This is a genomic window from Knoellia koreensis, from assembly GCF_013041615.1.
GTDB classification, from domain to species: Bacteria; Actinomycetota; Actinomycetes; order Actinomycetales; family Dermatophilaceae; genus Pedococcus; species Pedococcus koreensis.
In genome coordinates, this window is the sequence record NZ_JABEPQ010000002.1 from 100,277 (window position 1) to 124,690 (window position 24,414).

General features: G+C 71.4%; 22 protein-coding genes. 9 read left to right on the forward strand and 13 right to left on the reverse strand.

The genetic code is table 11. From position 1 onward, the window contains the following. Window positions 1-45: 45 nt before the first annotated feature. Window positions 46-852, forward strand: a complete 807-nt coding sequence (locus tag HJG52_RS08835; RefSeq protein WP_346767648.1) for a glycerophosphodiester phosphodiesterase family protein — start codon at window positions 46-48, stop codon at window positions 850-852. A 9-nt stretch (window positions 853-861) separates the two neighbouring features. After that, window positions 862-2,268 carry an MFS transporter gene (locus HJG52_RS08840; RefSeq protein WP_171243260.1) on the forward strand — a complete coding sequence of 469 codons (1,407 nt, stop codon included), beginning with the start codon at window positions 862-864 and terminating at the stop codon, window positions 2,266-2,268. Here the strand turns inward: HJG52_RS08840 and HJG52_RS08845 are convergent. Together HJG52_RS08845 and HJG52_RS08850 are read right to left on the reverse strand one after the other, a co-directional pair. Further along, a complete protein-coding gene (locus HJG52_RS08845; protein ID WP_171243261.1) occupies window positions 2,250-2,873 on the reverse strand; it encodes a DUF8185 domain-containing protein in 624 nt (207 codons plus the stop codon). The genes HJG52_RS08840 and HJG52_RS08845 overlap by 19 nt on opposite strands. Further along, window positions 2,873-3,343 (reverse strand): acyl-CoA thioesterase, encoded by a 471-nt coding sequence (locus HJG52_RS08850; protein ID WP_171243262.1) that lies wholly within the window; start codon window positions 3,341-3,343, stop codon window positions 2,873-2,875. Before HJG52_RS08850 ends, HJG52_RS08845 begins: the two co-directional genes overlap by 1 nt. Window positions 3,344-3,391: 48 nt before the next feature. Here HJG52_RS08850 and HJG52_RS08855 point away from each other — a divergent pair, with 48 nt between their 5' ends. Beyond that, entirely contained in the window at window positions 3,392-5,509 is a 2,118-nt protein-coding gene (locus tag HJG52_RS08855) for a RecQ family ATP-dependent DNA helicase (RefSeq protein WP_171243263.1), read from the forward strand. 1 nt (window position 5,510) lies between these two features. On the opposite strand, the gene HJG52_RS08860 is transcribed toward HJG52_RS08855, so the two are convergent. Beyond that, window positions 5,511-6,065 carry an NAD(P)H-dependent oxidoreductase gene (locus tag HJG52_RS08860; protein WP_171243264.1) on the reverse strand — a complete coding sequence of 185 codons (555 nt, stop codon included), beginning with the start codon at window positions 6,063-6,065 and terminating at the stop codon, window positions 5,511-5,513. Window positions 6,066-6,151: 86 nt separating this feature from the next. On the opposite strand from HJG52_RS08860, the gene HJG52_RS08865 reads away from it, so the two are divergent. Continuing rightward, window positions 6,152-6,781, forward strand: a complete 630-nt coding sequence (locus HJG52_RS08865; protein ID WP_171243265.1) for a TetR family transcriptional regulator — start codon at window positions 6,152-6,154, stop codon at window positions 6,779-6,781. A 268-nt stretch (window positions 6,782-7,049) separates the two neighbouring features. Next, the gene (locus HJG52_RS08870) at window positions 7,050-8,120 is read left to right on the forward strand and encodes a magnesium and cobalt transport protein CorA (RefSeq protein ID WP_346767735.1); all 1,071 of its coding nucleotides are present in this window, start codon (window positions 7,050-7,052) and stop codon (window positions 8,118-8,120) included. On the opposite strand, the gene yczE is transcribed toward HJG52_RS08870, so the two are convergent. Further along, window positions 8,098-8,802 carry a membrane protein YczE gene (gene yczE / locus HJG52_RS08875; RefSeq protein ID WP_171243267.1) on the reverse strand — a complete coding sequence of 235 codons (705 nt, stop codon included), beginning with the start codon at window positions 8,800-8,802 and terminating at the stop codon, window positions 8,098-8,100. The genes HJG52_RS08870 and yczE overlap by 23 nt on opposite strands. A gap of 62 nt (window positions 8,803-8,864) precedes the next feature. Between yczE and yczR the strand changes: the two genes are divergently transcribed. Then, complete coding sequence (gene yczR / locus HJG52_RS08880; RefSeq protein ID WP_171243268.1) at window positions 8,865-10,325, forward strand: MocR-like transcription factor YczR; 1,461 nt, start codon at window positions 8,865-8,867, stop codon at window positions 10,323-10,325. 10 nt (window positions 10,326-10,335) lie between these two features. Further along, window positions 10,336-11,274 (forward strand): acyl-CoA thioesterase domain-containing protein, encoded by a 939-nt coding sequence (locus tag HJG52_RS08885; RefSeq protein WP_171243269.1) that lies wholly within the window; start codon window positions 10,336-10,338, stop codon window positions 11,272-11,274. A 47-nt stretch (window positions 11,275-11,321) separates the two neighbouring features. Here HJG52_RS08885 and treZ read toward each other — a convergent pair whose 3' ends face one another. From treZ to glgX, 3 genes are read right to left on the reverse strand one after another with little or no spacing between them, the layout of a single operon-like run. Further along, window positions 11,322-13,241 (reverse strand): malto-oligosyltrehalose trehalohydrolase, encoded by a 1,920-nt coding sequence (treZ, locus tag HJG52_RS08890; protein ID WP_171243270.1) that lies wholly within the window; start codon window positions 13,239-13,241, stop codon window positions 11,322-11,324. Then, the gene (gene treY, locus HJG52_RS08895; RefSeq protein ID WP_171243271.1) at window positions 13,228-15,738 is read right to left on the reverse strand and encodes a malto-oligosyltrehalose synthase; all 2,511 of its coding nucleotides are present in this window, start codon (window positions 15,736-15,738) and stop codon (window positions 13,228-13,230) included. The genes treZ and treY overlap by 14 nt, the downstream gene beginning before the upstream one ends. Further along, entirely contained in the window at window positions 15,735-17,873 is a 2,139-nt protein-coding gene (glgX, locus tag HJG52_RS08900; protein WP_171243272.1) for a glycogen debranching protein GlgX, read from the reverse strand. Before glgX ends, treY begins: the two co-directional genes overlap by 4 nt. Before the next feature lie 207 nt (window positions 17,874-18,080). Between glgX and fabG the strand changes: the two genes are divergently transcribed. Continuing rightward, entirely contained in the window at window positions 18,081-18,836 is a 756-nt protein-coding gene (fabG, locus tag HJG52_RS08905; protein WP_171243273.1) for a 3-oxoacyl-ACP reductase FabG, read from the forward strand. Here the strand turns inward: fabG and HJG52_RS08910 are convergent. Genes HJG52_RS08910 through HJG52_RS08925 form a run of 4 tightly spaced genes read right to left on the reverse strand, consistent with a single transcriptional unit; the run spans window position 18,809 to window position 22,054 of the window. Next, on the reverse strand, window positions 18,809-19,324 hold the full coding sequence (locus tag HJG52_RS08910) for a nitroreductase family deazaflavin-dependent oxidoreductase (RefSeq protein ID WP_206070475.1): 516 nt from the start codon (window positions 19,322-19,324) through the stop codon (window positions 18,809-18,811). The genes fabG and HJG52_RS08910 overlap by 28 nt on opposite strands. Before the next feature lie 27 nt (window positions 19,325-19,351). Further along, complete coding sequence (locus tag HJG52_RS08915; RefSeq protein WP_171243274.1) at window positions 19,352-20,137, reverse strand: SDR family NAD(P)-dependent oxidoreductase; 786 nt, start codon at window positions 20,135-20,137, stop codon at window positions 19,352-19,354. A gap of 2 nt (window positions 20,138-20,139) precedes the next feature. Next, complete coding sequence (locus HJG52_RS08920) at window positions 20,140-20,898, reverse strand: glucose 1-dehydrogenase (RefSeq protein ID WP_171243275.1); 759 nt, start codon at window positions 20,896-20,898, stop codon at window positions 20,140-20,142. Window position 20,899: 1 nt separating this feature from the next. After that, window positions 20,900-22,054, reverse strand: coding sequence for an acyl-CoA dehydrogenase family protein (locus HJG52_RS08925; protein ID WP_171243276.1), 1,155 nt, complete (start codon window positions 22,052-22,054; stop codon window positions 20,900-20,902). 118 nt (window positions 22,055-22,172) lie between these two features. Between HJG52_RS08925 and HJG52_RS08930 the strand changes: the two genes are divergently transcribed. After that, window positions 22,173-22,814, forward strand: coding sequence for a TetR/AcrR family transcriptional regulator (locus HJG52_RS08930; RefSeq protein WP_171243277.1), 642 nt, complete (start codon window positions 22,173-22,175; stop codon window positions 22,812-22,814). 41 nt (window positions 22,815-22,855) lie between these two features. On the opposite strand, the gene HJG52_RS08935 is transcribed toward HJG52_RS08930, so the two are convergent. Further along, the gene (locus HJG52_RS08935) at window positions 22,856-23,779 is read right to left on the reverse strand and encodes an LLM class F420-dependent oxidoreductase (RefSeq protein ID WP_171243278.1); all 924 of its coding nucleotides are present in this window, start codon (window positions 23,777-23,779) and stop codon (window positions 22,856-22,858) included. Window positions 23,780-23,809: 30 nt separating this feature from the next. Beyond that, complete coding sequence (locus tag HJG52_RS08940; RefSeq protein WP_171243279.1) at window positions 23,810-24,412, reverse strand: GNAT family N-acetyltransferase; 603 nt, start codon at window positions 24,410-24,412, stop codon at window positions 23,810-23,812. Window positions 24,413-24,414 lie beyond the last annotated feature (2 nt).

Consider the following 24,414-nt stretch of genomic DNA (forward strand, 5'->3'; position numbering starts at 1 on the left):
CCCCCGTTTTGCGTTCTCGGCACGGACACGCGGCAGACTGGCCCGGTGCGCGCCGCCGACTTCCCGTACTTCGACGCCCCCACGCCGGTCGGCCTCGCCCACCGCGGCGGGGCCAAGCTCGAGGCCAACCTCGGTCTCGAGAACACCATGGCGGCCTTCCGCCAGGCGGTGGCCATGGGTTACCGCTATCTCGAGACCGATGTCCACGGCACCGCCGACGGGCACCTGTTGGCCTTCCACGACCTGCGCCTCGACCGGGTCACCGACGGCACCGGCCGCATCGCCGAGCTCACCCTCGCCGACGTGCAGCGGGCCCGGATCAACGGCTCCGAGCCGGTGCCGCTGCTGTCGGACCTGCTCGAGGAGTTCCCGGACGTCCGGCTCAACATCGACGTCAAGGCGCCCGGTGCGATCGAGCCCCTCGCCCGGGTGCTGCGCGAGCATGACGCCGTCGACCGCGTCTGCGTCGCGTCGTTCTCGACCAAACGCCTGCGCGCCGTGCGCCGCCTCGTCGGGCCACGGCTGGCGACGTCGGCCGGTCCGTCCGAGGTGGGACTGCTCCGCCTGACCCCGCAGCGCCTGGTCGGCATGCTGCGCTCCCCCGCCGTCGCCGTGCAGGTGCCCACCGGCGCCGTCGTGGGCGGGCGTCGGGTCGACCTCGTCACCGAGTCGTTCGTGCAGCGCGCCCACGACCTCGGCAAGCACGTGCACGTCTGGACCATCGACGACGCGGCCGAGATGAACCGGCTCTTCGACCTCGGTGTCGATGGCATCGTCTCCGACCGCATCGACACCCTTGCCGAGGTGCTGGCCGCGCGGGGCCGCCCGCTGGTGCCGCACACCCCGCGTTAGCGTGGGCGGGTGACCCGACCCGACACGACCGCCGCGACACCGAGCGACACCCGCGGCGGGGTCTTCGGGTCGGAGCACCTGCTGCTGTCCCTGGCGCTGGTCGCCCTGATCACGGTGATCGCGTTCGAGGGCATGGCCGTCTCCACCGCGATGCCGGAGGCCGCGCGCGAGCTCGACGCCGTGCGGTCCTACGGCCTGGCGTTCTCGGTGATGCTCACCGCGCAGCTGCTCGGCATCGTCCTCGCCGGCGTCTGGTGCGACCGCTCGGGCGCGCTGCCGTCCCTGTATGCCGGACAGGTCCTCTTCGCGGTCGGCTGCGGCCTGTGCGGATCGGCCGGGTCGTTCGGTCCCTTCCTGCTCGGGCGCGGCGTCGCCGGCCTCGGGGCCGGCCTCATCATCGTGGCGGGCTATGTCGTCATCGGGCGCGCGTACCCGGAGTCGTTGCGCCCCAAGGTTTTCAGTGTCATCAGTGCGGCCTGGGTGCTGCCGTCGCTCATCGGTCCGCCCATCGCCGCATGGGTGACGACCACGTGGTCATGGCGCTGGGTCTTCTGGCTCGTCGTGGTGCCGGTGGTCGTCGCCCTGGTCGCGATCGTCGCGCGCCGCGGCCAGATCAGCGGCGCGGATGCCGGCGTCGACGCGTCGGGGCGCGACCACCGCGCGCACCGGCGGGCAGCGTGGTTCGGCCTGGCCATCGCGCTGTCGGCGGGGGCCCTCCAGTGGGGCACGCACGAGTTCGAGCCGACGTGGTCGACCAAGACGGCGCTGGCTCTCGTCGGCGTTGCCGGGCTGGCCATCGCGGCGCCCGCGCTCCTGCCCTCCGGCACGTGGGTCATGCGCCGCGGCCTGCCGTCGGTGATGCTCGCGCGGTTCCTCTTCACCTGCTCCTTCTTCGGCACCATCACCTACATCCCGCTCATGCTCGTCAACGAGCGCGGACTGTCCCTCGGCGCCGCCGGTGCCGTCCTCGCGGTCGGGTCGCTGGGCTGGTCGACGGGCTCGTGGATCCAGGGGCGTGACCGGTTCGCGGGCCGTCGTGCGCACCTCGTCTCGGTCGGGGCCGGGTGCTTGTGCACGGGGCTGCTGGCCGTCGTGGCCGTCACCCACTTCGGCTGGTGGCCCTACCTCATCGCCCCCGCCCTGGTGCTGTGCGGCATCGGCATGGGACTCGGCACCGCGAGCATCTCGGTGCTGGCGCTGTCGCTGACTCCGGCGTCCGAGCACGGAGCCACCTCGTCCTCACTCCAGCTGTCGGACGTGCTCGGCTCGGTCGTCGGCGTCGCCGCCGCGGGTGCGGTCTTCGCCGCCCTGCACACCGAGGCGGGTCGCGACGTGCCCGTCTTCGTCGGCAGCTGGCTGGGGCTCGCGGGCGTGGCTGCGCTCGGGATCCTGGCGGGTCAGCGGATCAGGACGTGACCGTGCGGCGTCGACAGCCGGGTCCACCGGCCGTGCGCCCACACCGTCATCTCGGTGCCCGGCAGCGAGAAGCCGAGCACGTATGCCGCGAACGCGCCGCCCGCCGGCACCGGCGGTGTCGTGGGGGTGGGCCGTCCCCACACCTGTCGACGCAGCGCGGTCACCGCGTGCCCGCCGGCATCAGCAGGAGCACCTTCGGCGATCTCTGCGATCCCTTGGCGGGCAACGGCATTCACATCTTCGCTGTCGATCGACCCGACCCGCTCCCAACCGCCACGCGGCGGCGAGAGGGCAGCCCACGGCATACGGACCGTCGTGGGGGGCACGGACAGCGAGTCGCCCGCGTCCCGGGCCACGCGGTCGAGGATGGCGGCCAAGGGGACGGTGACGTCGAGGTCGGCCGGTGCCGCGAGCGCCATCGCCCGCAGGCCGAGGACGGTGCCCTCACCGAGCAGGCCACTGCCGGACAGGACCGCGACGTAGGCCGCCAGGGTCGCACCGGACGCCTGCAGCCGGATGGCGCCGTCGTCGTCGGCCTGCTTGGCCCGGCGGACGAAGGCGGCCAGGTCTGCCAGGCCCTGGGGGTCGGGGAAACGCAGCTCCATCAGCGGCGACGCCACCGGAAGGCCACGGGCTCGCCGGAGTGCTGCTCGAGCACGTCCCGCAGCGAGGCATCCATGCGCCGTGGCTTGGACGCCTCGAAGTCGTAGAGCACGAGGGTGGTCTCGGCGCGGGCGTAGACGGTCGAGTCGGGGTCGCCGGAGTCGCGCACCTCGTAGGCGAGGTCGAAGCCCGCTCCCCCGAGCCGGGTCGCCCACATCTCCACGACGATCGGGGCGATGCGGAACAGCAGCGGCGCGACGTACTCGATCTCGTGTCGTGCCACCAGGATTCCCTCGGACAGCACCGACCGGTCCTGGCCGAACCACTGCTCGAAGCCGATGACGCGGGCGTCCTCGAGCAGCCGGAGGAACTGCACGTTGTTGACGTGGCCGTAGGCGTCCATGTCGGACCAGCGCAGCGGCACGTCGACGCGGTAGCGGGATGGCGCCTCGGCGGCGGCGGGCTCGGGCATGTGGACAGTGTGGCAGGGCTGTCGGGCGCGCGGCATACGGTGTCAGGCATGGAGACGACGACCGCCAGCGACCTGCGTACGCAGGCCACGACCGTGCTGCGGCGCCTCGTCGGGCGCGATGACGCCGACTTCCGCGAGGGCCAGTTCGAGGCGGTCGAGGCGATCGTCGGGGCGCGCCAGCGCGCGCTGGTGGTGCAGCGCACGGGGTGGGGGAAGTCGGCGGTCTACTTCGTGTCGACGGCGCTGCGGCGGGCCGAAGGGGCCGGACCGACGGTGATCGTCTCGCCGCTGCTGGCGCTGATGCGCGACCAGGTCGCGGCCGCCGAGCGTGCCGGCATCCACGCGGTGACGATGAACTCCGCCAACGCCGACGAGTGGGGGCGGGTGTCCGCGGCACTGGCGGCCGACGAGGTCGACGTGCTGCTGGTCAGCCCCGAACGACTCAACAACCCACGCTTTCGCGACGAGCAGCTGCCCGACCTCGCCCGTCGGTGCGGGCTGCTCGTCGTCGACGAGGCGCACTGCGTCTCCGACTGGGGCCACGACTTCCGGCCCGACTACCGGCGCATCCGCGACCTGCTGACCACGTTGCCCGCCGACACCCCGGTGCTCGCCACGACGGCGACCGCGAACGCCCGCGTGGTCACCGACGTCGTCGAGCAGCTGGGAGCCGGCGGCCACGAGGTGCTGACCCTGCGCGGCGGTCTGGCTCGTGACTCGCTGCGGCTGGGCGTGCTTCCGCTGACGTCACCGGAGCAGCGGCTGGCCTGGCTCATCGCCCACCTGGGCGACCTGCCGGGCTCGGGCATCGTCTACGCCCTCACCGTGTCGGGCGCCGAGGACGTCGCGGCCGCCTTGCGCGAGGCGGGGTATGCCGTGCGCGCCTACACCGGGCGCACCGACCCGGCCGACCGCGAGGAGCTCGAGCGCATGCTGCGCGACAACGAGGTCAAGGCGCTGGTGGCCACCTCGGCGCTGGGCATGGGTTTCGACAAGCCCGACCTGGGGTTCGTCCTCCACCTGGGTGCGCCGTCGTCGCCGGTCGCCTACTACCAACAGGTGGGGCGTGCGGGTCGCGCCACCGAGCGGGCCGACGTGCTGCTGCTGCCCGGCCCGGAGGACAAGGACATCTGGGCCTACTTCGCCTCGGCGTCGATGCCCCGGCAGGAGCAGGCCGACGCGGTCCTGCGCGCACTCGCCGAAAGCGGCAAGGCGTTGTCGACGGTAGCCCTGGAGTCGATCGTCGACATCCGGCGCACCCGCCTCGACCTGCTGCTCAAGGTCCTCGACGTCGACGGAGCCGTGCAGCGGGTGCCCGGCGGGTGGACCTCGACCGGTCAGCCGTGGACCTATGACGCCGAACGCTACGGGCGGGTGACGCAGGCGCGGGTGCGCGAGCAGGAGCTGATGCTGGCCTACGAGCGCACGTCGGAGTGCCGCATGGCTTTCCTCCAGGAGTCGCTCGACGACGAGACCGCCGCACCGTGCGGGCGATGCGACAACTGCGCCGGGCCATGGTTCCCGACCGACGTGCCGGACGTGGCCGTCACGACGGCCAGGGGACGGTTGGAGCGGGCCGGCGTCGAGCTCGAGCCGCGGGCCCAGTGGCCAACCGGCATGGACCGGCTCGGGGTGCCGGTCAAGGGGAAGATCCCGGCCGACGAGGCGATGTCGCCGGGTTACGCCCTGGCGCGGCTCACGGACCTCGGCTGGGGTCAGGCGTTGCGCGACCGGCTGCGTGGCGACGACGCACCGGTCGACGAGTCGTTGCTGCGGGCGTGTGTGCCGGTGCTGCGCGACTGGGGCTGGTCGCAGCGGCCCGTGGCCGTCATGGCCGTGCCGTCCCGGCGCCGTCCCCAGTTGGTGGAGTCCTTCGGTGCTGGTCTGGCCCAGATGGGCCGGTTGCAGTGGCTGGGCTCGTTGGAGCCGGTCGATGGTGGACCGGTCGGTGAGGCGGGCGGAAACAGCGCCTTCCGGCTGGCCGGGGTGTGGGAGCGCTTCGTCCTCACCCCCGACCAGCAGGCCGCGGTGGCCGGGCTCACCGGCCCGGTGCTGCTCGTCGACGACCTCGCCTCGTCCCGATGGACCCTGACGGTGGCCGCCCGCGCGCTGCGCCGGGCCGGTGCGCCGGCCGTGCTGCCGTTCGTCCTCGCCCTCGAGGCCTGACTCAGGCTGCGGCGGTGGCCGGCTGGGCGGCGACGAGGGCCTCGACCGCACCGAGGAGGCGCGCGACGACCTGCTCGTCGGTGAGCACGTCCACGTCGATGGAGGTCTGGCTGAACGCGATCTCCTCGGGGACGACCGCGCCGGCGATGGTGGCCGAGCGGCGGGCGTGGTCGTGCGCCCACTGGCCGCCGTAGGGGGTCGGCGTGACACCCACGGCCGCGAACGGCTTGCCCGTCAAGGCGCCCTGGCCGTACGGCCGAGACAGCCAGTCGATGGCGTTGTTGAGCACGGCCGGCATGGTGCCGTTGTACTCGGGGGTCACGGCGAGGACCCGGTCGGCTCGCGCGACGAGGTCGCGCAGGGCCTGGGCGGCTGCCGGGGCACCGGCCGCGTCGACGTCCTCGTTGTAGAAGGGCACGTCACCGAGCCCCTCGGCGATCACGACCTCGACTCCCTCAGGTGCGCGCTCGGCCACGAGCTCGGCGAGCCGGCGGTTGACGGAGTCGGCGCGCAGCGAGCCGAGGAGGACGGCGACACGGGTGGTCTGCTCGGACATGGGAAGCCTTTCGAGTGGTGGGTGTACTTCCGCCAGACCCTAACCGGACCACGGTCCGGTTAATTCCCGCCCCGTAGGGTGGACCCGTGACCGAGCGCCCGCTGCAGCTGCTGTCCGGGCCCACGCCCGAGCGGCGCGATGCCGCCCGCAACCGCGAGGCGCTGCTCGAGGCCGCCCGCGCCATGGTCGAGCAGTGCGGGGTCGACGCGGTGACCATGGACGCCGTCGCCGCAGCGGCCGGCGTGGGCAAGGGCACCGTCTTCCGCCGGTTCGAGAGCCGCGCCGGGCTCATGGCGGCCCTGCTCGACTTCCGCGAGCGCGAGTTCCAGACGAGCGTCCTGCGCGGCCCCCCACCCCTCGGACCCGGCGCGCCGCCCCTCGACCGGTTGCTCGCCTTCGGCGAGGGCCGGCTGCGGTACAACCTCGAGGCGGCGCAGCTGATCGGTGCGGCCGGCCGGGCCGGCCGACGCTCGGCAGGGGTGGCGTCCTTCAGCGCCCAGCACATCGCCTTCCTGCTGCGCAGCCTCGACGTCGGCGGCGACGTCGGCTACCTCGCTGCGGCACTGCTGGCGCCACTGGAGAACGTCGTGCTCGACGACCCGGCAACGCTGGCCGACTACCCCCTCGAGCGATCGATCTCCGGCTGGGCCGACCTCGTCCGGCGCGTGGTCGGGCGCGTCGGCGACGCCGACACCGGGTCCCTCGCGCGCGACTGACCTCTCTGGGATAGCCTCGGGCCGCGCATGGCGCGCTCCGCGCCGGCCGCAGCACGCGGCATACCGCGCAAGGGAAAATCGGACGGTCGTGGCGGACAGCCACGCCTGAGGGCAAGGGAGGTGGTCGCCGTGAGTCACGGCCCTGACAGTCGCCAGCACCCCTCCCACCCCGCCCGAACGGAGCCATGCCGTGTCCGACCGCATTCCCACGCCCCTGCGCCCGATCCGTCGCCTCGCCGGTAAGGTCAACCGCCGCCCGGCACCCCGCATCGACGGCCTGACCGAGCGCCCCACCGCGCCCGAGCCGACCACGAAGCGGCCGAGCATCGTCGACAGCGCCCTCTACGTCGACGGGGACCGCACCAGCTCACCCACCTCGCTCGCCGAGACCTACCGCGAGCTGGAGAACACCCCGGACGCCCTCGCCTGGATCGGCCTCTACCGGCCGACCAACGACGAGCTCGCCTCCCTCGCCGACGAGTTCGACCTGCACGAGCTCGCCGTGGAGGACGCGATCGTCGCGCACCAGCGACCCAAGCTGGAGCGCTACGACAAGACGCTGTTCGTCGTGCTGCGCGCGGCCCGCTACCTCGACGACGTCGAGGAGGTGGAGTTCGGCGAGCTGCACCTCTTCGTCGGCCCGAACTTCGTGATCACGTTGCGGCACAGCGAGTCTCCCGACCTGTCGGCCGTGCGCCGGCGGCTCGAGAGCAACCCCGACCTGCTGAAGCTCGGTACCGAGGCGATCCTCTACGCGATCCTCGACCGGGTCGTCGACGGTTACGCCCCGGTCGTCGCCGGGCTCGAGAACGACATCGACGAGATCGAGACCGAGGTCTTCAGCGGGGACCCCGCGGTGTCGCGGCGCATCTACGAGCTGTCACGTGAGGTGATCGAGTTCGAGCGGGCCACGCGGCCGCTGTCCGCGGTCATCGACGCGCTCTCCGCCGGGTTCGAGAAGTACGGCACCGACGAGGAGCTCCAGCGCTACCTGCGCGACGTCGAGGACCACCTCACCCAGGTGATCGAGCAGGTCGACGCGTTCCGGCACCTGCTGCGCGACATCCTCACGGTCAACGCCACCCTCGTCGCGCAGAAGCAGAACGAGGAGATGAAGACGCTCAGCGAGACGAGCAACGCCCAGAACGAGGAGGTCAAGAAGATCTCGGCCTGGGCAGCGATCCTGTTCGCGCCTACCCTCGTCGGCACGGTTTACGGCATGAACTTCGAGTCGATGCCCGAGCTGTCGTGGCGGTTCGGCTACCCGTTCGCCGTGCTGCTCATGCTGGGCGTCAGCGTCACGCTCTACCTGGTCTTCAAGCGCCGCAGCTGGATCTGACCGCGTCCTCCTCGCCGGCGTCGGTCACCGGCGCGGTGGCCGGCTGGCCGGGCAGGGCCACGGTGAACAGCGGCAGGAACACGTGCACGAGCGGGCCGATCGACACGGCATACAGGACCGTCCCCACGCCCACGACTCCCCCGAGCAGCCATCCCACGGCGAGGACAGCGACCTCGATCGTGGTGCGCACCAGGCGGATGCTGCGGCCGGTGCGCCCAACCAGCCCGGTCATCAGCCCGTCGCGTGGACCTGGGCCGAACTGGCTGCCGATGTAGAGGGCGCCCGCGAGCGCGTTGAGGACGATGCCGCCGAGCAGCAGGGCGATGCGCGCCGGCAGCGGGTCGGGGCGGTCGAGCAGTGCGAGCGTCGCGTCGGTCGCCAGGCCGATGACGACGACGTTGGCGATGGTGCCGAGCCCCGGCCACTGCCGCAGCGGGATCCACGCGAGCAGCACGAGGGCACCGACGATGATGACGATGGTGCCGAAGCTGAGCGGCAGGTGCTGCGCGACGCCGTAGTGGAAGACGTCCCACGGGTCGAGGCCGAGGCCGGAGCGCACCATCATCGCCATGGAGACGCCGTAGAGCGTCAGCCCGACGGCGAGCTGGACGAGCCGACGCGTGGTGCGCCCGGCCCGCAGCTGCTCCAGCGGGGTCATCGCGGCGAGGGGGGTGCGGGTCATGGCTCGATCATTGGCCCCGATTGGCCTGTTGTTCCATGGCCAGTCGTGGAAAAGTGGCCCGCATGGCTCCCCCCGCCGTCCCCGCCCACCGCCTCGTGCCCCTCCTCGGCAGCGCCCTGGAGACGACCCCCGCCTACCGCGGTCTCGCCGACGCGCTGCGGCTCCTCATCGCCGACGGCCGGTTGCCCGTCGGCACCCGGCTGCCGAGCGAGCGGGACCTCACCGCCGCGCTGGGCGTGAGTCGCACGACGGTGTCGAGCGCGTATGCCGCGTTGCGCGACAGCGGGTACCTCCAGTCGCGTCGTGGCTCGGGCAGCGTCACCTCGCTTCCCGGTGACGCGACCGGGAGCCGGGCCCGCGTGGCGGGGTCCGCCCTGCGGCCCGGGCAGGACCTCGACGACGCGGACGTCATCGACCTCACCTGCGCAGCCATGCCCGCTCCCGTCGGCACCATCGCAGCCTACGAGGCGGCCGTCGCCGCGCTGCCACACCACCTGGGCGGCACCGGCTACCACCCGCTCGGGCTGCCGGAGCTGCGCGAGGCGGTGGCGGCGCGGTACACCGAGCGAGGGCTCGCCACCACGCCGGACCAGGTCATGGTCACCAGCGGCGCCCTGGCTGGGATCGCGGTCGCGACCCGGGCCCTGCTGGGCGCCGGCGACCGGGTGCTCGTCGAGAACCCGACCTACCCCAACGCCATCGAGGCGTTCCGCCGGGCGGGAGCACGAACGGTGCCGCTGTCCGTCACAGCCGAGGGCTGGGACGTGCCCACCGCGGAGGCGACCCTGCGGCAGACGGCGCCGCGGGCGGCATACCTCGTGCCTGACTTCCACAACCCCACCGGTGCCCTCATGCCCGAGGAACAGCGAGCCCAGCTGGGCGCCGCACTGGCCGCCAGCCACACGGTCGCCATCGTCGACGAGACGATGGTCGACCTGGCCCACGACGCCAGGCTCGACCTGCCGCGACCGTTCGGTGCGTTCCACGCGCGGACGGTGACGGCCGGCGGGGCGAGCAAGTCGTTCTGGGGAGGCCTGCGGGTCGGGTGGGTGCGCGCCCCTCGCGACGTCGTCGCCTCACTGCTCGCTGCCCGGCTCACGCTCGACCTGGGCGCCCCGGTGCTCGAACAGCTCGCGATGCTGCACCTCCTCGACCACCGCGACGAGGTGCTCGCCCACCGCCGGGAGGTCATCGTCACCAACCGGGACGCCTTCGTCGGTGAGCTGCGAAAACAGTTGCCGCAGTGGCGTTTTCACGTCCCCTCTGGCGGGCTGTGCCTCTGGGTCGAGCTGCCCGAGGCCCTGTCCACTGCCCTGTGCGTGGCGGCCGACCGCCGCGGCCTGGTGCTGGCGGCCGGCCCGCAGTTCGGGTCCGACGGGGCGTTCGAACGGTTCATCCGGCTGCCGTTCACGGGGCTGCCGAGCGAGCGGGTGGCGGACGCGGTGGAGCGGCTGGCGGCGGCGTGGGACGAGGCGACGACGCGGCGCAGCACCCGCGGCACACGACCGCCGCTGGTGGCCTAGGGTCGTCGCTGTGACCGCCGACCTTGATCCCGTCGCAGACCTGCTCGACCTCCTCGACCTCAAGGAGCTCGGAAGCGCCCGCATCACCGTCGAAGGTGTCGGCAGCGGCACCAGCGACCTCGGCGAGTCCGGCGCAACGGTCTTCGAGGGACGCAGCCAGAAGATGCCGCACGGCCGTGTGTACGGCGGCCAGGTGCTGGCGCAGTGCGTGATCGCCGCCGGTCGCACGGTCGCCGACGTCGACGACGGTGACGGCCCGCGGCACATCCACTCGTTGCACGGCTACTTCATGCGGCCCGGCGACGACACCAAGCCGATCCAGTTCGCGGTCGAGCGGATGCGTGACGGCAACTCGTTCTCGACCCGACGGGTGCACGCCCTCCAAGGCGGCGTGCCGATCCTGTCGATGATCACGTCGTTCCAGGAGGAGGCCGGCGGCCTCGACCACCAGGAGACGATCCCCGAGGTCGGCTCGCCAGAGCAGTTCCCTTCTCTCGCAGACCAGTTCGGCGGCATCGACCACCCCGGCGCAAAGCACCTGGTGCGTCGCCCGATCGAGCTCCGCCACGTCCAGGGCAACCTCTTCATCGCACCCGGCGGCGAGGAGGTCGCCGAACAGCAGGTCTGGATGCGGGCGGCCGGCCCCCTGCCCGACGACCCGCTCATCCACGCGGCCGTCCTGGCCTACGCCTCGGACTACACCCTGCTCGAGCCGGTGCTGCGCAAGCACGGCCTCGCGTGGACCGACCCACGGCTGCGGCCGGCGAGCCTCGACCACGCGATGTGGTTCCACCGCCCGGTGCGCGCCGACGAGTGGATCCTCTACGACGAGGAGTCGCCCTCGGCCTCCGGTGGGCGCGGCCTCGGCATCGGCCGCATGTTCGCCCAGGACGGCACCCTCGTGGCCACGGTGGCCCAGGAGGGCATGGTCCGCGTCAAGCAGTCCTGAGCCCGAGCCGCATACCTCCCATCCCCCGCCTGCCCCGCTGCGCTCCCCTAGGTGGAACCGAGGCGGACCACGGCTGCGGTGCCAGGTGGCAGGTGCAGGCCGTTCGGACGGATCTTCGTCTGTTCGGGGTCCCAGGCGAGCAGCACCTCGCGCGGGGTGCCGTCGAGCGGGACGGTCCAGCGCGAGTGTGTCAGGTTGACCACGGTCGCCACCGAGCCGCGGCGCATCACGAGCCACCCGTCCTTGTCGTCGAACTGCACGTCCACGAGGTCCAGCCGACCGTCGCCGAGCTCGAACTCCTTGCGCCGCAACGCGATCAGGTCCCGGTAGTAGGTCAGGAGCCGTGCGTGCTCGCCCTCGTGCGGTTCGGCCCAGTCGAGCTGGGACCGGCGCATCGTCTGCTCGTCCTGCGGGTCGGGGACGTCGGCGGCGTCCCACCCGTGGTCGGCGAACTCTGACCGCCGCCCCTCGGTGACCGCCTTGCCCAGCTCCGGGTCCTCGAAGTCGGTGAAGAACTGGAACGGCGTGCTCGCACCCCACTCCTCCCCCATGAAGACCATGGGCGTGAAGGCTGAGGTGAGGTAGAGCGTCGCGCCAACGGCCTGCCGTGACAACGGGATCGTGGCACTGATGCGGTCGCCGACCGCGCGGTTTCCCACTTGGTCGTGGTTCTGCAGGTAAGCGAGGAACCGCCTGCCGTCGGTGTGCTCGCGGTCTACGGGCGCACCCCAGTCCGAGCCCCGGAAGCTCGACCACGACCCGTCGTGCAGGAACGCCCCGGTCAGCACCTTGGCCAGCACAGCCAGCGGACCCCCGTCGGGCATGGCCCTGCTGTCGCCGGCGAAGTCGCGGTAGTAGCCCTGCGTCTCCCCCGTCAGCGTGACGTGGAGCGCGTGGTGCACGTCGTCGTCCCACTGCGCGTCCATGCCGCGCCCACCATCGGCCGTGGGCGCGACCATCCTTGGCTGGTTGAGGTCGCTCTCGGCGACGAGCGCCAGCGGGCGGCCGAGCCGGGCCGCCAGGGCACCGACCTCATCGGACAGCTGGGCCAGCACGTGCTGGTCGGAGTCGTCGTGCAGCTCGTGCACGGCGTCGAGGCGCAGCGCGTCGAGGTGGAAGTCGGCGAACCAGCGCAGCGCGCTGTCGACGATCCAGCGGCGCACGTGGAAGCTGCCGTCCCCGTCGAGGTTGAGGCCCGGCCCCCACGGCGTCGGGTGCCGGTCACTGAAGTAGGGACCGAACGTCGGCAGGTAGTTCCCGGCGGGTCCGAGGTGGTTGTAGACGACGTCGAGGCACACGCCGAGTCCGACCTGGTGGCAGGCGTCGACGAACCGCTGCAGCGCCGCCGGCCCCTCGTAGGCGTCGTGGACCGACCACGGACCGACGCCGTCGTAGCCCCAGTTCCACCTGCCGGCGAAGCTCGCCACCGGCATGAGCTCGACGACGTCGACGCCGAGCTCGACGAGGTGCCCGAGGCGACGCTGAGCGGCGTCGAGCGTGCCCTCGGGCGTGAAAGTGCCGACGTGCAGCTCGTAGAAAACCGCACCGAGAACGCCTTCACCCTGTTGGGGTCCGGCCCACGTCGCGTCGTGCCAGGAGTATGCCGCCGCGTCGAACCACCGGCTGCGACCGTCGACACCGTGCGGCTGCCAGGCCGAGCGCGGGTCGGGCAGCGCAGGTCCACCGTCGAGCCGGAAGGCGTAGTCCAGCCGGTCATCAGCGGCGAGGTCGGGGGCCTGCCAGCGCCACCAGCCGTCACCCTTGGGTTGCATGTCGCCGACACCCTGGGTCGTCTCGACACCATCGCCGCCGGCCCGCGACCAGTCGACCCGGACGTAGGACCGGTCGGGCGCCCACAGGGTCAGCTCGGGCCCATTGGGGGGCTGCGATGACTCGGCCTGCGGCCCGGTCTGCGCGGAGGGTGACGCGGTGTGCGCGGACGCGTCAGTGCTCTCAGGAGTGCTCATCGCCGCCAAGGCTGCCATGTGCGACCAGCAACGCCACCGGAAGCTCGCCGAGGACACGCTCGAGCGAAGCCCCTCCCGACCCGTCGACCCGGACACGGTGACCGGTGAGGACGTCCTCCCACTCTCCGGGCGGTAGGGCCACAGTCGCGTCCCCCCAGCCGCCGTCCGCCTCGAGACCCGCGGCAAGCCTGGTGACCACGGTGACGACCTTCGGCCCGTCCACATCCCCACGCGCGAACGCGAGGGCGCGGTCGCTGGTCGTGGCGACTGGGGCGTAGGTCGAGTCCTGCCCGACGAACCATCCCGGCCGGTCGCGACGCAGCCTCAGGGCGGCGCTGGTGACGCGCAGCTTCTCGTCGCCGAGGTCGCGCGGGGTCTCACCCCCGTCGAGCCGCGCGAGCCGCTTCGACCGCTCGCCGTAGTCGACGAGCCGGCGGTTGTCCGGGTCGACGAGGGACAGGTCGACCAGCTCGGTGCCCTGGTAGACGTCCGGCACGCCCGGCATCGTCAGCTGCACCAGCTTCTGGCCGAGGACATTGGCTCGGGTGGCCTGCGCCGTGCGCGCCAGCCAGTCCTCGACGTGGCGTCCGGTGGCGGGGTCCGTCACCAGGGCGTCGACGAAGGTCAGCACCGCTTCCTCGTATGCCGCGTCCGGCTCGCTCCACGTGGTGTGCAGCTTGGCCTCGCGAATCGCCTTGGTGGCGTAGGCCTTCAGGCGCTCTGCCGTGATGGGCCATGCGCCGACCACCGTCTGCCAGAGGAAGTACTCCGTCGCCGGGTCGAGCCGCGGTGACCGGTGCGCCGCGGACAGCTCGTGCGCGGTTGCCACCCACCGGGCCCACTCGTCCGGCAGCTCGGACAGCACGGCGAGACGCGCACGGACGTCTTCGGACCGCTTGGTGTCATGGGTCGACAAGGTGGTCATGGTGAGCGGCCACGTGCGGTGACGCTGCGCGGCATACTCGTGGAAGTCGTTCACGGACAAGCCGATTCGTCCCGGGTCGCCGCCAACCTCGTTGAGCCCGGTGAGGCGCACGTAGCGGTAGAAGGCGGTGTCCTCGATGCCCTTGGCCATCACCGGCCCGGTGGTCTGCTGGAAACGCCGCACGAACTCCTGTTGGGCCGTCGCCGAATCGGCCTGCGCCTGCGGCAGACGTCCGCCTCGTGCGAGCTCGGCGACGACCTGCACGGCTTCGCGGTCACCGGGGTCGGAGTCGTGCATGGCCCGCGCCTCGGCGGCGTCGAGGATGGTGCCATCGCCCCGGCCCGGCGGCACGGAGCCACCCAGGTACGCCCGGTACCGGTCGAAGGCCACCAGCAGGGTCTCGAGTGCTCTCCGCAGCGCGCCCTGGTCGTCATGGGGAAGCACGCGAGCGACGAGACGCATGAGCCGGTTGACCTCGGCGGCCTGGACCTCGGACACGACCTGGCGCTTCGCCGCCACGACCAGGTCGTCGAGGTCCTGCTCCTCCCCGAGGAACTGCGCGGCCGTGCTCGTCAGCGCCGCGGACCCGGCTGAATCGTGGAAGACCTGCTGCACCCGCAGCAGCGCGTCGTACCCCGTCGTCCCGGCACAGCGCCAGTAGTCGGGCAGGTCCTCGTGCCCCTCGAGGATCTTCTCGGCGACGACCCAGGCGTCGTCCGTCGCATCGGCGAGCCGGGCGAGGTATCCCGTCGGGTCGGCCAGGCCGTCCGGGTGGTCGATCCGGAAGCCGTCGATGACCCCGGAGTCGAAGGCATCAAGGAGGAGGCGGTGCGTCGCGTCGAAGACGTCGGGATCCTCCACCCGGACCGCCGCGAGTGTGGTGACGTCGAAGAAGCGCCGGTAGTTGAGCCGGGTCCCGCCCTCGCGCCAGTCGACGAGCCGATAGTGCTGTGCCGCAAGAAGTTCCGGCAGTTCGCGGTCCTCGGTTCCCGCTCGCACGGGGAAGGCGTGGTCGTAGTAGCGCACGACCCACTCGTCGCCATCCGGGCCGCCGTCACGCGCCACGGTGACCTCGCTCTTGGCGACGACCTCGTCCAGGGAGGCACCGAGCACCGGCACCAGCACGCGGTCGTCCTCCGCCGCCCAGTCCACGTCGAACCACGCGGCATACGGCGACTCGCGTCCGTCGCGCAGCAGCGACCACCACGGCTGGTTGAGCCAGGCCGGGGTCGGCGTCGCCACGTGGTTGGGCACGATGTCGACGATGAGCCCGAGCCCTTGGTCCGCAAGGGCGCGGCCCAGCCCCTCGAATCCTGTGCCGCCACCGGCTTCCTCGTTGAAGCGGCTGTGGTCCACGACGTCATATCCGTGCGTCGAGCCCGGCTCGGGCTGGAGCACCGGCGACACGTACGCGTGCGAAACGCCCAGCGCCGCAAGGTAATCGGTCTGGTCTGCGGCTTGGTCAAAGGTGAATGCCGGCTGGACCTGGAACCGGTACGTCGCGGTCGGGACCGCGCGGCCGGGCCCGGGCCGGTGCGCCGCCCCCGCGGTGGTCGCCGGGGACTGACTCATGACCGTGCGCACCTCAGCACCACGACGCTGCGTCCGATCGCGGTCACCTTCGCGCCGGGAGCGTATGCCGCGGGCTGCTGCGCGGGGTCCGGCGCTCCTTCGGTGGCCGTGTCGATCTCGACCACCCAGCTGTCGCCGTAGTCCGCCGTGGGGATGGTGAACTCGATGTCACCGTCCGAGCCGTTGAACAGCACGAGGAAGTGGTCGTCGACGATCTTCTGGCCCCGGGTGTCCGGCTCGGGGATGGTCTGGCCGTTGAGGAACACCATGACCGCCCGCGCGTAGCCGTTGGCCCACGCCGCCTCGTCCATGTGCGAGCCACCCGGCTCGAACCACGCGATGTCGCCGACCTCGCTCTCGCCGCCGTGGTCGGCCGAGCCGGCGAAGAACCGGCGCCGCCGGAAGACCGGGTGCTCGCTGCGCAGGCGCACGAGGCGCTGGGTGAAGGCCAGCAGGCCGCGCTCGGTGTCATCGAGGTCCCAGTCGACCCAGCTGAGCTCGTTGTCCTGGCAGTAGGTGTTGTTGTTGCCCTGTTGGGTACGCCCCAGCTCGTCGCCGTGCAGCAGCATGGGCACCCCCTGCGACAGCAGCACCGTGGTGAGGATGTTGCGCTGCTGACGCCGCCGGAGCGCGTTGATCTGCGGGTCGTCGGTGGGGCCCTCGACACCGCAGTTCCACGAGCGGTTGTGGCTCTCGCCGTCCTGGTTGCCCTCGCCGTTGGCCTCGTTGTGCTTTTCGTTGTAGGACACCAGGTCTCGCAGAGTGAAGCCGTCGTGGGCCGTCGCGAAGTTGATCGACGCGATCGGCTTGCGGCCGTCCTCCTGGTAGAGGTCGCTGGACCCGGTGATCCGCGACGCGAACTCCCCCAGCGTGGCCGGCTGGCCGCGCCAGAAGTCGCGCACGGTGTCGCGGTACTTGCCGTTCCACTCGGTCCACAGCGGCGGGAAGTTGCCGACCTGGTAGCCACCGTCACCCACGTCCCACGGCTCGGCGATGAGCTTGACCTGGCTGACCACGGGGTCCTGCTGCACCAGGTCGAAGAAGGCCGACAGCTTGTCGACCTCGTGGAACTGCCGGGCCAGTGTCGCCGCAAGGTCGAACCGGAACCCGTCGACGTGCATCTCGAGCACCCAGTAGCGCAGCGAGTCCATGATGAGCTGCAGCACGTGCGGGCTGCGCATCAGCAGGCTGTTCCCCGTGCCGGTCGTGTCGTAGTAGTGCGACTTGTCCTCGTCGACGAGCCGGTAGTAGGCCGCGTTGTCGATGCCCCGGAAGCACAGGGTGGGGCCCAGGTGGTTGCCCTCGGCCGTGTGGTTGTAGACGACGTCGAGGATGACCTCGATGCCGGCCGCGTGCAGGGCCTTGACCATGCCCTTGAACTCCGCGACCTGCTCACCACGCGTGCCGTATGCCGCGTAGCCGTTGTGCGGGGCGAGGAACCCGATCGTGTTGTAGCCCCAGTAGTTGTGCAGGCCGCGCTCACGCAGGGTGAAGTCGTCGACGAACTGGTGCACGGGCATCAGCTCGACGGCGGTGACGCCGAGGTCCTTGAGGTGCTGGATGGTCACGGGGTGGGCCATCGCGGCATACGTGCCCCGAATCTCCTCGGGGATGTCCGGGTGCTGCTCGGTGAGCCCCTTCACGTGTGCCTCGTAGATGACCGTGTCGTGGTACTCGTGCCCCGGCGCGCGGTCCTGTCCCCAGTCGAAGAACGGGTTGATGACCACGGAGTACATCGTGTGCCCGAGGCTGTCCTCGATGTTCGCCTTGCCGGGGTCCTCGCTGGGGTCGGCGAAGTCGTAGGAGAACAGCGCCTGGTCGCCGTCGGCCATCCCGTCGATCGCCTTTGCGTAGGGGTCGAGCAGCAGCTTGTGCGGGTTGCACCGGTGCCCGTTCGCGGGGTCGTACGGGCCGTGCACGCGGTAGCCGTAGCGCTGACCGGGCTGGACGCCGGGGAGGTAGCCGTGCCAGACGAAGCCGTCGACCTCGGGCAGGTCGACCCGCCGCTCGCTGCCGTCGTCGTCGACGAGGCACAGCTCCACGCGCGTGGCGACCTCGGAGAAGACGGCGAAGTTGACGCCGGTGCCGTCGTAGGTTGCCCCCAGGGGGTAGGCCTTGCCGGGCCAGGTCTCCATCTGCCGCCTTCAAGTGTCGGTGTGGCCCGTGCCGGGCCGTCATGCGATCGCGCGGCTCGAAACCGCACGCACCGACCCTAACGGCCCGGTGTGCGCGGCTTCACGCTCGCCCACCCTCCCCGCACTAAGCGCTTGCTCAGTAAGGTGGCCACACGGCATACGCACCCCGCACGTCAACCCGCTCCCCACGCAGCCCCGGAGGCCCACATGCCCAACACCCACGTCGCCATCGTCACCGGAGCCGCCCGCGGCATCGGGGCCGCCACCGCCCGCCGGCTCGCCGCCGACGGCAATGCGGTGGCCGTGCTCGACCTGGACGAGGCGGCCTGCCAGGGCACGGTCGACGACATCACCGCGGCCGGCGGCAAGGCGATCGGCGTCGGCGTCGACGTGAGCAAGGGCGACCAGGTCGAGGCCGCGGTCGCGCGCGTCGCCGACGAGCTCGGGGCGCCGGTCATCCTGGTCAACAACGCCGGCATCATCCGCGACAACCTCATCTTCAAGATGACCGAGGACGACTGGGATGCCGTCCTGGGCGTGCACCTGCGCGGCGCGTTCCTCATGACCAAGGCGGCGCAGGGGTACATGACGCAGGAGAAGTACGGCCGGATCATCAACCTCTCCTCGTCGTCCGCGCAGGGCAACCGCGGGCAGGCGAACTACTCGGCGGCCAAGGCCGGCATGCAGGGCTTCACCAAGACGCTCGCGATCGAGCTCGGCAAGTTCGGTGTCACCGCGAATGCCGTTGCGCCCGGCTTCATCCAGACGGACATGACCGCTGCGACGGCCGAGCGGATCGGGGTGTCGTTCGAGGACTTCATCAAGCACTCGGCCGCGCAGATCCCCGTCGCCCGCGTGGGCCAGCCGGAGGACATCGCGGCCACGATCGCGTTCCTCGCCAGCGAGGAGGCCGGCTTCGTGTCCGGCCAGGTCATCTACGTCGCCGGCGGTCCGCTCGACTGAGGGCCGGCGGGCATCAGGGCGACCATCGGCAGCTGCTGGGCCATGCGTCGTCGGGCTGCCGGTGAGCCGTCGTAGCGCCACCCGAGCAGTGCCGTGAGGGTGGGTCGGATGACCGGCGCAAGCAGGGAGTTGCGCCGCTCGTAGGCGGCATAGGTCGCCACGGCCTCGTCGACGGGGAGCACCCGGTATGCCGCTGGGCGCGGCCCGCGGCCGAAGTCCACCGTGAGAGCCCCGCCGGACCGGAGGTTGCGCAGCCAGTCGGCACCCTCACCGAAGCCCGACACCACGACTGCCTCCCCCGTGCGCCGGTCATAGCGGACGACTTCGAGGACGACGTGGAACCGGCGACCGCTGCGGCGGCCGGTGTGCCCAAGCTGCAGGAAGCGGCGACCGAGTAGCCGCCCAAAACCCTTGTCGTACAGAGTGTTCGGCGCACGGAACGCGGCCTTGAGCCAGCCGGGGAGGTCTTTGCTGGATGGTGCGCCCACACCATCACGGTAGACCCGGGCGATCGCTCAGTCGGTGCCCATGGTGACGGCCGGCAGGCCCGCGGCCATCCGGCGCATCCCGGCGAGCCAGCGGTCGGGGTCCGCGGCCCGGCCGGCATACATCTGCGCGACCTCGGGGTGTGGCAGCACGAGGAACCGCTCCTGCTCCATGGCGACGAGCAGGTCTTCGGCGACCTGCTCGGGCGTGACGGCTGAGGGCTCCATGAGTGCCCGCCCGGCGGCGCCGCTGTTCCACAGCATGTCGGTCTTCACGCCCTGCGGGCAGACCGCGTGGACGCGAATCCCCTTGTCGCCGTACGTCATCGACAACCACTCGGCGAACGCCAACGCCGCGTGCTTGGTCACGGCATACGGAGCCGCGCCCGGGATGGACAGCAGGCCCGCAGCGCTCACGGTGGCGACGAACGTGCCGCTTCCCCGCTCGACCCAGCCGGGCACGAGGAGCCGGGCAGCACGGACATGCGCCATGACGTTGACGTTCCACGAGACGTCCCATGCCCTCTCGTCGACGGCCTCGGTTCCGCCACGGGCGACACCGGCGTTCGCGCAGAAGACGTCGACCTCACCGAGGCGGTCGCGAGCCGCCGCGACCAGCGCCTCGACACCCTCCTCGCTCGAGGCGTCACCGGGGACGGCGTGCGCTCCGAGCTCGGCGGCAGTCGTCTCGAGCGCCCCCGCGTCCAGGTCGTTGACCACCACATCCGCACCGGCCGCCGTGAACGCCCGGGCGTAGGCGGCGCCGATGCCACGCGCGGCACCGGTCACGACGACGCCGCGACCGGCGAGGGCCACGGTCACATCGCCCCGCCGAGGGTGACGCCGCCGTCGACGACGAGGGTCTGGCCGGTCATCCAGCCGGCGTCGTCCGACAGGAGGAACGAGACCGCTCCCGCGATGTCCTCGGGCATCCCGAGCCGCTTCATGGGGTATGCCGCGGAGACCTTGTCCTCGCGACCCTCGTACAGCGCCTCCGCGAACTGGGTCTTGACGATGGCGGGGGCGACCGCGTTGACCCGCACCGCCGGCGCGAGCTGGAAGCCGAGCTCGGTGGTGAGGTGGATGAGCGCAGCCTTGGAGACGCCGTACCAGCCGATCGTGCCGGTCGCACCGAGGCCGGCGATCGAGGCGACGTTGACGACAGCTCCGGTTTTGCCGTCGGCGCCGAGACCGGCCGCCACCGCCTTCTTCACCCAGCTGAACGCCGCGACGACGTTGGTGTCGAAGATCTTGCGCACTGCCTCCGCGGGGGCGTCGAGCAGCGGTCCGTAGACCGGGTTGATGCCGGTGTTGTTGACCAGCAGGTCGAGCCCACCGAACCGCTCCTTGGCGGTGGCGATCACCTCGTCCTGATGGGTCTCGTCGGCTGCATTTCCCGCAACCGCAACGGCTTTCGACTCACCGCCGAGCTTCTCGACCGCCTCAGCGAGCGCCTCGGGCTTTCGCGCCGTGATGACGACGCGGGCGCCTTCCGCGACGAGCTTCTCGGCGATGCCCCGGCCGATGCCACGGGAGGCACCGGTGACGATGGCGACCTTCCCGTCGTGGACCCCCACGTCAGAGGCCCAGGTCCCGGCCGATGAGCTCCTTCATGATCTCGTTGGAGCCGGCCCAGATCTTCGACACGCGGGCGTCACGCCAGGCGCGGGCCACGCGGTACTCGTTCATGAAGCCGTAGCCACCGTAGAGCTGGACACACTCGTCGAGAACGTCGTTCTGGGTCTGGGCCGAGAACCACTTGGCCTTGGCCGCGTCGACCGGCGTGAGCTTGCCCTCGGCGTGCGCGGCGACGCAGTCGTCGACGTAGGCCTGGGTGACCTCGAGGCGGGTCTGCAGCTCGGCGATCTTGAACTTGTTGTGCTGGAACGAGCCGATCGGCTGCCCGAATGCCTTGCGCTCCTTGGTGTACTCGATCGTCTCGCGCAGGATCTGGAAGGCATGCGCGGTGTTGGCCACCGCCGCACCGATCCGCTCCTGCGGCAGGCGCTGCATCATCGCGATGAAGCCCATGCCCTCCTCACCCAGCCGGTTGGCGTCGGGCACGCGCACGTCCGCGAAGAACAGCTCGGCCGTGTCGGACTCCTCCTGACCCACCTTGTCGAGCTTGCGACCACGGTTGAAGCCCTCCATGCCCGCCTCGACCATGAACAACGTGATGCCCTTGGCGCCCTTGCTCGGGTCGGTGCGCGCCGCCACGATGACGAGGTCGGCCTGGTAGCCGTTGGTGATGAAGGTCTTGGAACCATTGAGGATCCAGTCGCCGGAGCCGTCGTCGGCCTTCACCGCAGTCGTCTTGAGCGCCGCCAGGTCGGAGCCTCCGCTGGGCTCGGTCATGGCGATCGCGGCGATGAGGTCGCCGTTGGCCATGCCCGGGAGCCAGCGCTGCTTCTGCTCGTCCGTGCCGAGGTCGACGATGTAGGGCGGGCAGACATCGGAATGAATGCCGAAACAGCTCGACACGGCGAAGTTGAACCCGGCGATCACCTCGGCGGCGATCGCGTTGAAGCGGTAGTCCTCGGCGCCCGCGCCGCCGAACTCCTCGGGGATGTCGAGGCCGAAGAGCCCCTGCTTGCCGGCTTCCTTCCAGATGTCCCGGTCGATCGACTTGACCTCGAGCATCTGCTCGGCGCGCGGCCGGAGCGTGCGCTCGACGAACTCCTGGACCGAGCTGCGGAAGGACTCGTGGTCGGGACCGTAGAGGTTGCGGGGCATGACTCTCCTTGCGGGTTCTGGCGCGGGTCCAGCGGCCTGACGTCCGTGGGGCCCGAGGCGCCATCGGCAGTGACTAAGCGCTTGCTTAGTCTCCGACGACTGAGGCATGCTGTCAACCATGTCCAGTGCCGCGCAGACCTCACCGTCGACCGCGCCCACCCCCAGTGCCGCGGGTAGCCCGGCCCTCGCCGGCACGAGCGACACCCAGGGCCGCCTGCTCGAGGCTGCCGCCGAGGCGTTCGCCGACCGCGGCTTCCACGCCACAACCACGCGCGACATCGCAGCCCGGGCCGGCCTGTCCCCCGCCGGCGTCTACGTGCACTTCAAGACCAAGGAGGAGCTGCTCTACCAGCTCTCCCTGGCCGGGCACCTCGCTGCGCTGGAGCTGCTGCGCAGCGCCGTCGCCGACCATGACTCCCCCGCCGACGAGCTCCGGGCGATCATGACGACGTTCTCGCGCTGGCACGCCGAGCACTACCGGGTCGGCCGGATCGTGCAGTACGAGTTCGGCAACCTCACCGACGAGCACCGTGACGAGGTGCTTCGGCTGCGCAAGGAGATCGACGCGGTCGCCCGGGACGTGGTGACCCGTGGGGTCGCCAGTGGCGAATTCGTCGTCGGTGACGTCGCCGACACCACCCTCGCCCTGCTGTCGATGGCGATCGACGTCGCCCGCTGGTACGACCCGGAGATCCGGCGCACGCCCGAGGCCATCGGCGCGGCATACGGAGAGCTCGGCCTGCGCCTCGTCGGCGCCTGACGGCCCCGCCCGACGACGCGCGCCCAAGACCCGCCCGGGCGTCAGCGGCCGGGTGCCCGGAGTGGCTCGACCTGGCGCACCACCTCGGCGACGAGGGGGTATGCCGCGTCGTCACTGTCGTTCGCCATGCCCATGATGACCGTGTCGATCCCGGCGTCGGACAGCCGCCCGAACCGCTCGACGGTCTCGTCGACCGACGCATACGGCTCACCGGACGGCGCCGTCTCGCCTGCCGGGCCGAGCGTCACGCGCGCAAGACACGTCTTCTCGATCGAGGCGTAGTCGCGGCCGACTGCCTCGCAGTGCTCGCGCAGAATGTCGAGCTTGCGTGGGATCCCCTCCGGCCCGAGCCCGGTGTCGAAGAGGTTGCACGCGTCGGCGTACTCGGCGACCAACCGCAGCGTCTTCTTCTCGCCACCACCCCCGATGAGGATCGGCGGGTGCGGGCGGCGCAGGCTCTGCGGCACGTTGAGGGGACGTTCCAGCTGGTAGTGCCGCCCGGCATACGGACTCTCGTCACCGGCCCACATCTGCAGGCAGATCTGCAACGTCTCCTCGAGCCGCTCGAACCGTTCCTTCGTCGACGGGTAGGGGACGCCGAGGCCCCGGTGCTCCTCCTCGTTCCAGGCGGCACCGATCCCCAGCCACGCCCGCCCGCCGGACAGCACGTCGAGGCTCGTGACGGTCTTGGCGAGCAGCCCGGGATGCCGGTAGGTCACCCCGGTGACGAGCGTGCCGAGCTCGATCCGGCTGGTCTGCCCGCCCGCGAACGCCAGCGCCGTGTAGCCCTCGACCATGTCGAGCTCGGGCGGCCCGATCATCGCGATCTGGAAGAAGTGGTCCATCACCCACAGCGACGACAGACCGGCGTCCTCGGCATTGCGGGCGATCCGCCCGAAGGTCGGGCCGATGGAGGCCGGGGCGTCCGGCCAGGAGAAGTAGGAGACCTGGAGTCCTAGGCGCATGACCGCATCGTGCGCACAAAATGTGTTAATTCACAACGTCTTTCGCATGACGGGTCGGGTTGGGCCCGTCCTCCCGACCTCCGTGAACCCGGCGTCGGCGAAGGTGCTGGCGACGCCGTGGTAGAGGTCGGAGCCCGGCGCCTTGCCACCACTGCGCGCGGCCACGTCCACAGGGTGCCCTTCGAGCACCGAGGCTCCCTGCTCGCGCGCGAAGTCGACCGCTGCCGCGAGCAGCGCCCGCGCGACGCCCTTGCGGCGTCTCCCCACCCGCACGACGAAACAGGTCACCGACCACACGTCGCGGTCCGCAAGGTCGTCGCCGGTCGCCTCCGCGAGCGCGGCTCGCCCGCGGTTGGTGGTGATGCGGGGGTATGCCGTGCGCGGCCCGAGCTGGACCCACCCCACCGGCTCGTCCCCGGCATACGCCACGAGGCCGCGCGAGCGCTCCTTGGCCCGCGACGCGAGCTGACTGCGCAGCGCCTCACGGTTGGTGTCGGTGTTCTGGAAGTAGCCCTCCCCCGTCGTCAGGAAGAACTGGCACCAGCACCACGACGGCGCACCTCGGGTGCCGAACAGGTCGACGACGTCGTCCCACCGGCCGGGGCCGGCGGGACGTATCGTCAGCTCGGACATGA